Annotated in this window: 8 protein-coding genes; all 8 read left to right on the top strand. The window is 60.3% G+C overall.

Annotated elements, in window-relative coordinates:
* Nucleotides 1–238 precede the first annotated feature (238 nt).
* Nucleotides 239–976 carry a flagellar basal body rod protein FlgF gene (locus tag HU811_RS03875; RefSeq protein WP_047226216.1) on the top strand — a complete coding sequence of 246 codons (738 nt, stop codon included), beginning with the start codon at nt 239–241 and terminating at the stop codon, nt 974–976.
* Nucleotides 977–1,025: 49 nt separating this feature from the next.
* On the top strand, nt 1,026–1,811 hold the full coding sequence (gene flgG / locus HU811_RS03870; protein ID WP_024617478.1) for a flagellar basal-body rod protein FlgG: 786 nt from the start codon (nt 1,026–1,028) through the stop codon (nt 1,809–1,811).
* 51 nt (nt 1,812–1,862) lie between these two features.
* A complete protein-coding gene (flgH, locus tag HU811_RS03865) occupies nt 1,863–2,558 on the top strand; it encodes a flagellar basal body L-ring protein FlgH (RefSeq protein WP_186654079.1) in 696 nt (231 codons plus the stop codon).
* Nucleotides 2,559–2,603: 45 nt separating this feature from the next.
* Nucleotides 2,604–3,689 (top strand): flagellar basal body P-ring protein FlgI, encoded by a 1,086-nt coding sequence (locus tag HU811_RS03860; protein ID WP_177193342.1) that lies wholly within the window; start codon nt 2,604–2,606, stop codon nt 3,687–3,689.
* Nucleotides 3,690–3,699: 10 nt separating this feature from the next.
* Nucleotides 3,700–5,004, top strand: coding sequence for a flagellar assembly peptidoglycan hydrolase FlgJ (gene flgJ, locus HU811_RS03855; RefSeq protein ID WP_186654077.1), 1,305 nt, complete (start codon nt 3,700–3,702; stop codon nt 5,002–5,004).
* 10 nt (nt 5,005–5,014) lie between these two features.
* The gene (gene flgK, locus HU811_RS03850; protein ID WP_186654075.1) at nt 5,015–7,081 is read left to right on the top strand and encodes a flagellar hook-associated protein FlgK; all 2,067 of its coding nucleotides are present in this window, start codon (nt 5,015–5,017) and stop codon (nt 7,079–7,081) included.
* A 13-nt stretch (nt 7,082–7,094) separates the two neighbouring features.
* Entirely contained in the window at nt 7,095–8,660 is a 1,566-nt protein-coding gene (locus tag HU811_RS03845) for a flagellar hook-associated protein 3 (protein WP_186654073.1), read from the top strand.
* A 93-nt stretch (nt 8,661–8,753) separates the two neighbouring features.
* Entirely contained in the window at nt 8,754–12,326 is a 3,573-nt protein-coding gene (locus HU811_RS03840) for a glycosyltransferase (RefSeq protein WP_186654071.1), read from the top strand.
* Nucleotides 12,327–12,572: the final 246 nt, after the last annotated feature.

Below are 12,572 nucleotides of genomic sequence, written 5' to 3'. Positions count from 1 at the left end.
AAAAGATCGCAGCCTGCGGCAGCTCCTACAAGAGTCAGTGGTCTTAGCACGAGTTGCCGCCAAACGGCATGACATCGCCGGTTTTCCGTCTTCAGTGCCTTCTCCCAATTCCCTCCAGAACCCTTAAACCCTTTGTTTTAAGGGCTCGACGGCGCCAGAAAAAAGTTGGTCTGCAAATTGCTTAGTGCTCAGCAGTACAGCAGTGGACGGCAAACGTCCGGCATGCAGAGGAACGACAGTGGACAAGTACCTTTATGTGGCAATGACCGGCGCCAGCCAGAACGCACTGGCGCAGCGGGCCCATGCCAACAACCTGGCGAACATCTCCACCAACGGTTTTCAGAAGGACCTGGAGCAGGCTCGTTCGATGCCGGTGTTTGGCGACAGCTTTCCGGCGCGGGCATTTGCCATGTCCGAGCGTCCAGCCACCGACTTCACCCCTGGCGCGCTGGTGGAAACCGGCCGCGACCTCGACGTGGCAGTCAGCGGGCCGGGCTGGATGGCTGTGCAGAACCCTGAAGGCGGTGAAAGCTACGTGCGCACCGGCAGCCTCAACGTTGACGCCCTGGGCGTGCTGCGGGCCGGCAACGGTATGCCGGTAATGGGCAACGGTGGTCCGATCGCCGTGCCGCCAGAGCAGAAAATCGAAATCGGCCAGGACGGCACTATCAGCATCCGCGCCATGGGCGAAGGTCCGCGCGTGATGGCTGAAGTCGACCGCATCAAGCTGGTCAACCCGGATCTTCGCAACATGACCAAGGGCCTGGACGGCACCATCCGTACCAAGGACGGCCAGCCGGCTGTCATTGATGCCAACGTGCAGTTGGTGTCGGGTTTCCAGGAAGCGAGCAACGTCAATGCCGTGGACGAGATGACGTCGGTGCTGGCCTTGGCCAAGCAGTTCGAGCTTCACGTCAAGATGATGAACACCGCCAAAGAAGGCGACGAAGCCATGGCTCGGGTCTTGCAGATCTAATCATTAATTACAGCGTCGCGCCGAAAAACAGGCGTACGAGGAGAATCGAATGCTTCCGGCTCTTTGGGTTGCCAAAACAGGTCTGTCCGCCCAGGACACCAACCTTTCTACTATTTCCAACAACCTGGCGAACGTGTCGACCACGGGTTTCAAGCGTGATCGCGCCGAGTTCCAGGACCTGCTGTACCAGGTCAAACGCCAGCCAGGCGCCCAATCGACCCAGGACAGCGAACTGCCGTCGGGCCTGCAAGTGGGTACCGGTGTGCGCATCGTCGGCACCCAGAAAAACTTCAACGCCGGCAGCCTGCAAACCACCGAGCAGCCGCTGGACATGGCGATCGACGGACGCGGTTTCTTCCAGATTCTGCAGCCCGATGGCACCACGTCCTACACCCGTGACGGTACGTTCCACCTCGACTCCAACGGCCAGATCGTCAATGCCAGCGGTTTCGCCCTGGAGCCGGCCATCGTCATTCCCAACGATGCCCAGACCTTCACCGTGGGCCGCGACGGCACCGTGTCCATCACTGTAGCGGGCAACCCTGCCTCCCAGGTGATCGGCAACCTGCAGACGGCCGACTTCATCAACCCGGCCGGCCTGCAAGCGGTGGGTAACAACCTGTTCCTGGAAACCGCGGCCAGCGGCGCGCCACAAGTCGGCACGCCAGGCCTGAACGGCTTCGGTACCACGCTGCAGAACACCCTGGAAACGTCCAACGTGAGCACTGTGGAGGAAATGGTCAACATGATCACCACCCAGCGCGCCTACGAGATGAACTCCAAGGTGATCTCCACCGCCGACCAGATGCTCTCGTTCGTTACGCAGAATCTGTAATCACGTCTATAGGGCGGCCTGAGGCCGCCTGCAACACCAAGAGGTAGGGTCATGAATCGCTTCGTATCTGTTCTGGCACTGAGTGGGATTACCGCGCTCGCGGGCTGTGTCGCACCACCGCCCAAGCCCAATGACCCGTACTACGCTCCGGTGTTGCCGCGCACGCCGTTGCCGGCCGCCGCCAACAATGGTTCGATCTACCAGGCCGGTTTTGAGCAGAACCTGTACAGCGACCGCAAGGCTTTCCGGGTCGGTGACATCATCACCATCACCCTGAACGAGCGCACCCAGGCCAGCAAGAACGCCAACTCGCAGATCGACAAGAGCAGCGAGACCAGCGTCGGCCTGACGTCGTTGTTCGGCTCCAGCCTGACCACCAACAATCCCATCGGTGGCGGTGACCTGAGTCTCAATGCCGGCTACGGTTCCGACCGCTCGAGCAGCGGCGACAGCCAGTCCGGGCAGAGCAACAGCCTGACCGGTTCGATCACCGTGACCGTCGCCGATGTGTTGCCCAACGGCATCATCGCCGTGCGGGGTGAGAAGTGGCTGACCCTCAACACCGGGGACGAACTGGTGCGCATTGCCGGTATGGTCCGCGCTGATGACATCTCCACCGACAACACTGTTCCGTCGACTCGTGTGGCCGATGCGCGCATCACCTACTCGGGCACTGGCGCCTTTGCCGATGCGAGTCAGCCAGGCTGGTTCGACCGTTTCTTCCTCAGCCCGAAGTTCCCTTTCTAGGTGGCCCAGTTGAATCTCAAGCGGTTGAATCTCAAGCAGCTGTTGATGGGCGCGTTGCTGATGACGGCGGCCTTCACCGCTCAGGCCGAGCGTCTGAAGGACATCGCCAGCATTTCCGGCGTGCGTTCCAACCAGTTGATCGGCTATGGCTTGGTCGTGGGTCTGAACGGCACGGGTGACCAGACCACTCAGACCCCGTTCACCCTGCAGACCTTCAACAACATGTTGTCGCAGTTCGGTATCAAGGTGCCGGCGGGGTCGGGCAACGTGCAGTTGAAAAACGTCGCGGCGGTGTCGGTCAGTGCCGACCTGCCGGCGTTCGCCAAGCCAGGGCAACAGGTGGATATCACTGTTTCGTCCATCGGTAACTCCAAGAGTCTGCGCGGCGGCACCTTGCTGCTGACGCCGCTCAAGGGTATCGACGGCAACGTCTACGCCGTCGCCCAGGGCAACCTGGTGGTGGGCGGCTTTGACGCCGAGGGGCGCGACGGTTCGAAGATCACCGTCAACGTTCCGTCGGCTGGCCGTATCCCTGGTGGCGCGTCGGTGGAACGTGCGGTGCCGAGCGGTTTCAACCAGGGCAACAGCCTGACCCTGAACCTCAACCGTTACGACTTCACTACCGCCAAGCGCATCGTCGACAAGATCAACGACATGCTTGGCCCAGGCGTGGCCCAGGCCATCGATGGTGGTTCGGTGCGCGTCACTGCACCGCTGGATCCGAGTCAGCGGGTCGACTATTTGTCGATCCTGGAAAACCTTGAAGTCGATCCGGGCCAGGCGGTGGCGAAAGTCATCATCAACTCGCGCACCGGCACCATTGTGATCGGCCAGAACGTCAAGGTTTCACCCGCTGCGGTGACCCACGGCAGCCTGACCGTAACCATTACCGAAGACCCGATCGTCAGCCAGCCTGGACCATTGTCCAATGGCCAGACCGCCGTGGTGCCCCGTTCGCGGGTCAATGCCGAGCAGGAAGCCAAGCCGATGTTCAAGTTCGGCCCGGGCACTACCCTGGATGAAATTGTCCGGGCGGTGAACCAGGTCGGCGCGGCGCCGGGCGACTTGATGGCGATTCTCGAAGCCTTGAAGCAGGCCGGCGCGTTGCAAGCCGACCTGATCGTGATTTAAGGAACGAGCCATGGATATGCGCAAGGGCGCTTTGATCAGCGGGGATTCGGGTTCCTACTCGGACCTCAATCGCCTGAACCAGCTCAAGGTCGGCGACAAGAACAGTGACGGCAACCTGCGCAAAGTGGCGCAGGAATTCGAGTCGTTGTTCATCGGTGAAATGCTCAAGTCCATGCGCGCGGCCACCGAGTCGATGGGCAAGGACAACCCGCTCAATACCGCTGAAGCCAAGCAGTACCAGGAAATGTACGACCAGCAGTTGGCCGTTTCCATGTCTCGCGAGGGTGGTGGTATCGGCTTGGCCGACGTGCTGCTGCGCCAGATGTCCAAGAACAAACCCCTGGCGTCAGGCGAGGCGGCAACGCTTTCGGCGGGCAAGCAGGAGCAAGCTTTGGACGAGGCCGTCAAGGCCTCGGTGCCGACGCCCATTGCCGCCGGCACATTACCCGACGGGCCATTGTCGCGCTCCAACGGCCAGCGGCCCCTGTGGGCTTCGCGGGCCGTGAGTGCGCCGCAAGGGGCGGGCGAGGGCGTTCATCGCAACGACATGGAATTGCTCAACCAGCGCCGCCTGGCTTTGCCGCCGAAACTGGCCGACCGTCTGCTTGCCGGGCTGGTGCCTTCGGCTGCCGCAGCGCCTGACGTCAAGGCGCAGAACATGTTCCCGGATCGTGCCATCACCGCCGTCAAGCCTGCCACCGGCGAACTGGCTAATGGCGACTGGCTGGCCGCGCTCAAGGCAGCAGAACCGAGTGGATCCATGCAGGTGTACGGGCGCGCCGTGGCGCAGCCACCCCTGGCTCCAGCCCGCAAGGCCTTCCGCGACGCTGACGAGTTTGTCGATGCCATGCTGCCAATGGCCAAGGAAGCCGCAGACCGTATCGGCGTGGACCCGCGTTATCTGGTGGCCCAGGCGGCCCTGGAAACCGGCTGGGGCAAATCGGTCATGCGTCAGCCCGATGGCAGCAGCAGTCACAACCTGTTCGGTATCAAGGCCAGCAAGAACTGGACGGGCGATTCGGCGCGGGCGATCACCAGCGAATTCCGCAATGGCGAGATGGTCAAGGAGACGGCCCAGTTCCGTTCCTACGCCTCGTATCGCGACAGCTTCCATGACCTGGTCAATCTGCTGCAAAGCAACAGTCGCTATCAAGATGTGCTGAAGTCGGCCGATAACCCGGAACAGTTTGTGCGTGAGTTGCAGAAGGCCGGTTACGCCACCGACCCGAACTACGCCAGCAAGATTTCGAATATAGCCCGGCAGATGACCAGTTACCAAAACTACGCTTCGGCTGGCGCCACTACGACTTTATAAGGTCTGAACCATGAGTTTGCTCAACATCGGGATGTCGGGTCTGTCCGCAAGTCAGACCTCATTGGTGACCACGGGTAACAACATTGCCAACGTTGATACCGCCGGTTATTCGCGTCAACAGACCGTGCAGACCACCAAGGCATCCAATCAATACGGCAACGTTTTCATCGGCTCCGGCACCACCCTGGCCGATGTGCGCCGGGTCTATAATTCCTACCTTGAAGCGCAGTTGAAGACCACGACCTCGCTCAACAGCGATGCGGCGGCCTATCAAGGGCAGATCACCCCGCTCGACTCCCTGCTCTCGGACAGTGGCACCGGTCTTAACGGCGCCCTGACCAAGTTTTTCGCGTCGGTGCAGAACGTCAACGCCAAGCCGGGTGACGATGCGTCCCGTCAGTTGTTGCTCAGCGATGCCCAGGCCCTGAGCAACCGTTTCAATTCGGTCGCCAGCCAGTTGACGGAGCAGAACCAGAACATCAACGGTAACCTGTCGAGCATGGTCGATCAGGTCAACAAACTGGCCACCACCGTTGCTCAGTTGAACAAGAAGATCGCCGAAGTCTCCAACTCCGGCGGGGCTCCCAACGATCTGCTCGATGCCCGCAACCAGACCATCCTCCAGCTCTCGGCGTTCACCGGTACTCAGGTCGTGGAGAACGGCAGCAGCCTGGACATCTACCTGGGTTCCGGCCAGCCGCTGGTGATGGGCAATACCGTCAATACCCTGCAAACCGTGCCGGACAAGAACGATCCGGGGCGCTTGGGGATCCAGCTCAATAGCGGCTCCAGTGTCATGGACCTCACCCAGGTACTCACGGGTGGCGAGATCGGCGGCCTGATGCGCTATCGCAGCACCGTGCTCGACCCGGCCATGAATGAACTGGGCCGCGTGGCCCTGGTGGTCGCCGACCAGATGAACGCGATCCAGGCCTCCGGCATCGACAAGAACGGCGCCTTCGGTTCCAACCTGTTCACCAACATCAACAGTGCCGCGCAGATGAGCCAGCGCAGCATTGCCGCGCTGGACAACAGCGCCGGTTCCGGCAACTTCAACGTGTCCATCGAAGACACCGGCGCGCTGACCACCAATGATTACAAGGTGACGTTCACCAGCGGTACCAACTACACGGTCCAGCGCCTGCCCGACGGCACTTCAATGGGTTCGTTCAATACCGCAACGACGCCGCCGCCGGTGATCGACGGTTTCTCGATGACCTTCGCCAATGGCACCGCTGCCGCTGGTGATTCGTTCAAGATCACCCCGACCCGCAACGCAGCGACCAGTATCAAGACCGAGATGACCGACTCCAAGCGGCTGGCGATTGCCGCCCCGCTGGGCGCCGCCATCGTGCCGGGCGGCAGCGGTACGCTGACCATTCCGGCCAGCGGCCAGCCGGCCATGACGTCGCAGCTGGATATCTATGACGAAGCCACCACCACCATCATCCAGAACGGCATCAAGACCTCGATGCCAGTCAAGGTGGTCTTCGGTGCGACGTCCGCCGACGGCACCAGCCAGGCTTATCAGTTGCTCGATGCCACGGGCGTCGAGATCAGCAATGGCACGATCAAGCCCGGCCAGAGCAATACCTTGAACCTGAGCGTTCCGCTCAAGGATGCCAGTGGCAACCCGATCATGGATTCTTCCGCACCGCCGGTGCAGCGTACCGTCACCTTCGACATGTCGATTGCGGGCGCGCCGTCCAACGGTGCCGCGATCGATGTGAGCGTCAGCCAGGCCGGCAGCCTGGACAACCGTAACGGCACTGTCCTGGCTGGGTTGCAGACCGCCAAGACCGTGGACACCGGTTCTGCCAGCAAGGGTATTTCCCTGGGCGATGCCTACGGCAAGCTGGTGGAAGGGGTCGGCTCCAAGGCCGCTCAAGGCAAGCTCGACAGCGCCGCGACCGGTGCGATCCTGGATAACGCCAAAGGCGCTCGCGACTCGCTGTCGGGCGTGGACCTGGACGAGGAAACCGGCAACCTGGTCAAGTATCAGCAGTACTACACCGCGTCTTCGCAGATCATCAAGGCTGCGCAGGAAATCTTCAGCACATTGATCAACAGTCTTTAAGGAGTCGTAGCCCATGCGAATTTCTACCGCCCAGTTTTACGAATCCACGGCTGCGAACTATCAGAAAAACTTCGCCAATGTGGTCAAGACCAGCGAAGAGGCCAGTAGCCTGGTGCGCATCAATACCGCCGCCGATGACCCGGTAGGGGCTTCGCGTCTGCTGCAATTGGGGACGCAGGCCTCGATGCTGGCCCAGTACGAAACCAACGCCAACACCATCAAGGCCACCCTTGGCACCACTGAAGCGGTGATGACCAGCATTGGCAACGTGCTGCAGCGCGCCAAGGAATTGGCCGTCGGTGCCGGCAACGCTGGCTACACCGACGCCGACCGCCAGGCCAATGCTTCTGAGCTGGCGCAGATCGAAGAGCAGTTGCTCAGCCTGATGAACAGCAAGGACGAAAACGGTAAGTACATTTTCGCCGGTTCCAAGGGCGATACCATTCCGTTCACCCGCAACAACGACGGCACCTACAGCTATAACGGTGATCAGGTGACCCTTGATCTGCCGGTCGGCGACACCATGTCGATGGCCACCAACAGCACCGGCTGGGAAGTGTTCCAGCAGGCCGTCAACACCAGCCGCAGCCAGGTCACCATGACCGCGCCGGCGGTGGACGATGGTCGTGTCGTGCTGTCCAACGGTCAGGTGTCGTCCAGTGTCAGCTACAACAGCAAATTTCGCAGCGGCGAACCGTATACCGTTGAGTTCACCAGCGGCACGCAGTTGAGAATCACCGACTCCGGCGGCAACGACGTCACCGCCGAAGCCAGCCAGGGCGGCGCTTTTGATCCCACCAGCAAAAGCGGTCAGGCGGTGCAGTTCCGTGGTCTGGAACTGACCCTGAACATCAATCTGCAAACCGGTGATGATGCCAATACCGTGTTGCCGGGCCATACCTTCACCCTGGCCGCCAAGCCGGACACCTTTGCCGCGACCCGCAGCCCGGGCAATCCGACCGCCGTCCAGGTCACGGGCAGCGAGATCACCGACCCGGTGGCGTATCACGCCAGTTTCCCTACCGGTTCGGCCGTATTGAAGTTCACCAGCGCCACCGATTTCGACCTGTACGCCGCGCCGTTGACCGCCAACAGCCAGCCGGTGTCCAGCGGCACCCTGGCCGGCAACGTGGCCACTGCCTCGGGCGTGAGCTTCACCCTGAACGGTACGCCCGGTGCAGACGATCAGTTCAGCATCGCGGTCAATACCCACGAGACCCAGAACATTCTGGACACCGTGAACCAGCTGAAAACCGCGTTGGACACGCCGACCAACAACGATCCGATTGCGCTTCAAAAGCTGCAGGCTTCGCTGGCTTCTGGTATCGGCAACCTGGCCAGCGGCACCGATCAGTTGTCCAGCGCCTTGAGTTCGGTAGGTGGGCGTGGTCAGGCTCTGGAAACCCAAAGCGACACGAACCAGAGCCTGTTGTTGGCCAATACCCAGACCCAATCGTCGATTCGTGATTCCGATGCGGCCGAAGTGATGACTCGCCTGACCTTGCAGCAGACCATGTTGCAGGCTTCGCAACTGGCTTTCAGCAAGATCACCCAACTGGGCCTGTTCAACAAGATCTGAGCCGGTATCGACCGAGCCGCCAACCGTCTTTTTTAAGCGGTTCCGGGGCTCCGACCTGAAAAGGCCGGGGCCCGCCGCTCGAGAGTTTTCGCCGTGAAACCATTGCCCCTCGTCAGTATTGTCATTCCTGCGTACAACCCCCGGTTCTTCGATCAGGCACTGCTCAGTGCCCTGGCCCAGACTTACGAGCAGATCGAAATCGTTGTTTGCGACGATTCGCCTGGCGATGAAATTCGCCGGATAGTCGATTCCTTCACTGAACCGTCCCATCCGATCCGCTATCTGCGAAACCCGCAGCGACTGGGGCTTCAGGGCAACCTGTTGCGTTGTGTCGAAGAGGCCAGGGGCGAGTTCATCAAAGTGCTGTGCGACGATGATCGGCTGTTTGCGCCGAGCATTGCCAAGCAGGCTCAGGTGTTGATCGATCATGCCGATGCCAGTGTGGTATTTGCGCTTCGGTTGTTGTGTGATGCGGGGAATTTCATTCTGCCTCCGCGTATCGACAATTGCCGGTTCGCGCCGAATGACGCTTTGCTCAAGGGCGACGATATGCTCGCCATTTTCGAGAAAACGCCGACCAATTTCGTCGGTAATTTCAGTTCCGCCCTGATGCGCCGGGCCGATGTACTTGAGCTGCTGCCCACGCTGGTTCAGGACGGTGCCGGGTTCATTGCCACCCTCGACTTCGCCCTGTTTGTCTGCCTGATGCGTCGCGGCAATCTGGTAGCGCTCGGTACCGTGTTGAGTATCGAGCGCCTGTACCCCGAGCGTTTGAGTAAGACCCCTGAGATGCTCAAGGCCGCCAAGGTAGAGTGGGACTGGCTGACGCAGATGTTGGCGGTGCGCAACGGTGAATCGGCACCGGCCTCGGGGTGGGTGCGTTATATCGACTTGATCGACATTACTGACCAGCCCCATGCATGGCGGGAGCTGTGCATAACACGTGTGCTGGGCAATCGCAGCACAGTGGTCAATGGCCGGGTGGGGGCGCAGAGCGAGAGTTACGCTGAGTTTTACCGCGAGTGGCTGGCGATCCGTCGGTTCAGCGACGCTGAACAACGGGTCATGCCCCAGCGCATCGACAGCTGGCCGGTGAGGCCAAAAATCGTTCCCGTGGTCATCGACAGTGTCGGCAGCAGTGCGGCGCTGGACACAACGCTGCGCAGCATTGCTGACCAGTTGTACCCGGCTCAAGCGGTTTTGGTGTTATCCGATGCCCATTGCGAGGCTGATGAACGTGTGATGCAGTTGCCGCACCAGCCGAACTGGGCGGTTCAGCTCAATGCCATCGTTCCTCAGTTGGAAGGCGCGCACTGGTTCTATCTGTTGCGAGCTGGCGACACCTTGCGCGATTCTGCGCTGTTGATCCTGGCCGAGCGGGTGGCGGGTTCGCCCGGCATTCTCTGCGCTTACAGTGACGAGGGCGCACTGGTGGACGGGGAGTCCGTAGAGCCGGTGTTCAAACCCGATTTCAACGTTGATCTGATGCGTGCCTATCCCTACGTTGGCCGGACCCTTGCCTTCGAGCGTGAGCGTTTTATGACCCTGGGCGGTTTTGACCCCGCTCGTGGTGAGCTGGCGCCCCAGGATTTGCTCTGGCGCTTTGTGGAGGAGACCGGACCTCAGGCCATCGGGCACATCGCCGAGATTCAGGTTGAATCGACGCTGACCTTCGCTCAATGGCTATCGTGGCCCGAGGTTATCGAGGGTAATGCTGCAATGGTGGGGGCGCATCTTGACCGCATTGGCATGCCCCATGAAATTCGCCAGGATGGATTGCCACTGATCAATCGCATCGACTACCGGCAGAATGTGCGTCCGTTGGTGTCGATCATTGTGCGCACTGGCGACTCGCTGCATGCCTTACAGCGTTGCACTGAAAGTCTGATCGAGCTTACTGCCTATTCGCAGTACGAAATCTTGATTGTCGATAGTGGTACACAAGAGCCCGCCATGCTCGACTGGCTGGCGAACATGGCGCAGTTGGGCGCGAGCATGTTGAGAGTCTTGCGTTACGTCGGTGATGACAGCGATGCGGCGGTGCATAACTTTGCCGTGAGTCAGTCCCGGGGTGAATACTTGTTGTTTCTCAGTCCGCACACGGTCATTTGTGAAAGTGACTGGCTGGATGAGTTGCTCAACCACGCCCGGCGGCCGGAAGTTGCCGTTGTGGGGGCGAGAATACTCAGCCCGCAGGGCGCAATTGTCGGGGGCGGGCAGATTCTTGGATTGGCGGGACCGGTTGGATCGCCGTTTTATGGCGAGCCGGCTGATACCCGCGGTTATATGCAGCGCTTGCACGTTACCCAGAACTGGAGTTCGGTGAGCCGCGATTGTCTGATGGTCCGCAAGCAGGTATTCGATGACCTCGGATACTTCGATGAGACAACTTTTACCCGCGGCCTTAGCGACGTCGACTTTTGTCTGCGTGCGGGCAAAGAGGGGTATCTGGTGGTTTGGACGCCTTACGCCAGTGTCATGCATACGGGGAAAACTGTACGCTCGCTTCAGCCAGAAGCCTCTCCAGTATTGGAGCGTGAGACAGAGGTTTTTTATCGCAAGTGGTTGCCACAGGTTGCTCGGGATCCGGCTTACAACCCCTCTTTGAGTCTGGGAGCGTCGAGCTTTAGCCTGGAGCCCTCGCTGCGTAACAACTGGAACCCTTTCTGCAGCCGCGCCTTGCCACTGGTGCTCGGCTTGCCGGTCAATACCACCGCTGTTGGAAGCTATCGTGTCACCTCTCCACTGTCCGAACTCGAATCCGCCGGGCGAGTGATTGCCCGTGTGGCATACGAGTCGCCTTCAATGGTGGATATCGAACGGCTGTCCCCAGACACCATAATCTTGCAGTGCCGCTATAGCGAAGGATCGACCGACGATATCTTGCGGATGAAGAAATACTCCGGCGCCTTGCGGGTTTTCGAGTTGGACGACTATGTCGTGAGTGCTCCGAAGAAAAACACCCACGCTCGCAATAAACCGGTCAACACCGAGCAAATGTTACGTGAGGGGATTGCGTTGTGCGACCGCGTGGTCGTCACGACCCAGGCGCTGGCCGATGCTTTGTCCAGCATGCACAGCGATATCCGCATAGTGCCGAACATGTTGCCGCCAAACCCTTGGGCGACGCTGACCAGCCGTCGCGGGACGTCTCGCAAGCCGAGAGTCGGTTGGGGCGGCGGGACCAGTCATACCGGCGATCTGGAAATCATTGCGGACGTCGTTCGGGAATTGGCCAATGATGTCGAATGGGTGTTCTTTGGCATGTGCCCTGACGCGTTGCGGCCGTATATCCATGAGTTTCATCCCAGTATCAGTTTCCAGAGCTATCCGTTCAAACTGGCCAGCCTGAACCTCGACCTGGCACTGGCGCCGCTGGAGTTCCACATCTTCAACGACTGCAAGAGCAACCTGCGCTTGCTGGAATATGGTGCCTGCGGCTACCCGGTGATCTGCACCGATACCAAGGCCTACGACGGCTTCCTGCCGTGTACCAAAGTACGCAGCAACAGCACCGAGGAGTGGATCGCGGCAATCCGCATGCACCTGGCCGACCCTGACGCCAGCTACCGCATGGGCGATGAACTGCGCGAAGCAGTGCTTCGTGATTTCATGCTCAGTGGTGACAACTTGCAGCATTGGTTGTGGGGCTGGTTGCCGGACTGAGCATGAGCTGTTTGGGCCGGAAGGCCTGTGGCGAGGGGATAAAATTCCCTCGCCACAAAGATCAGTATTCAACCCTGTTTTGATTCAAATCCCCTCCAGCGAGCTGGCGCGTTTCCTGCAAGCCCCCCTCATATCGCCATAAAACGAGCGCTTGCGGCATACCGCAGCGCCCGGATCGGCATCGAAGGTGTAATCCCCGCGCCCGCAAAGCGAAACAACGCTTGGCCGAGCCCGGTGATGGACAAG

The sequence above is a fragment of the Pseudomonas tehranensis genome (assembly GCF_014268615.1).
Classification (GTDB): domain Bacteria; phylum Pseudomonadota; class Gammaproteobacteria; order Pseudomonadales; family Pseudomonadaceae; genus Aquipseudomonas; species Aquipseudomonas tehranensis.
This window is presented reverse-complemented; position numbering and strand designations above follow the sequence as displayed.

Excerpts from the sequence above, each read along its gene's own strand:
- flgG (WP_024617478.1), top strand. The coding sequence starts at position 1,026 with ATGCTTCCGGCTCTTTGGGTTGCCAAAACAGGTCTGTCCGCCCAGGAC.
- flgH (WP_186654079.1), top strand. The coding sequence starts at position 1,863 with ATGAATCGCTTCGTATCTGTTCTGGCACTGAGTGGGATTACCGCGCTC.
- HU811_RS03860 (WP_177193342.1), top strand. The coding sequence starts at position 2,604 with ATGGGCGCGTTGCTGATGACGGCGGCCTTCACCGCTCAGGCCGAGCGT.
- flgJ (WP_186654077.1), top strand. The coding sequence starts at position 3,700 with ATGGATATGCGCAAGGGCGCTTTGATCAGCGGGGATTCGGGTTCCTAC.
- flgK (WP_186654075.1), top strand. The coding sequence starts at position 5,015 with ATGAGTTTGCTCAACATCGGGATGTCGGGTCTGTCCGCAAGTCAGACC.
- HU811_RS03845 (WP_186654073.1), top strand. The coding sequence starts at position 7,095 with ATGCGAATTTCTACCGCCCAGTTTTACGAATCCACGGCTGCGAACTAT.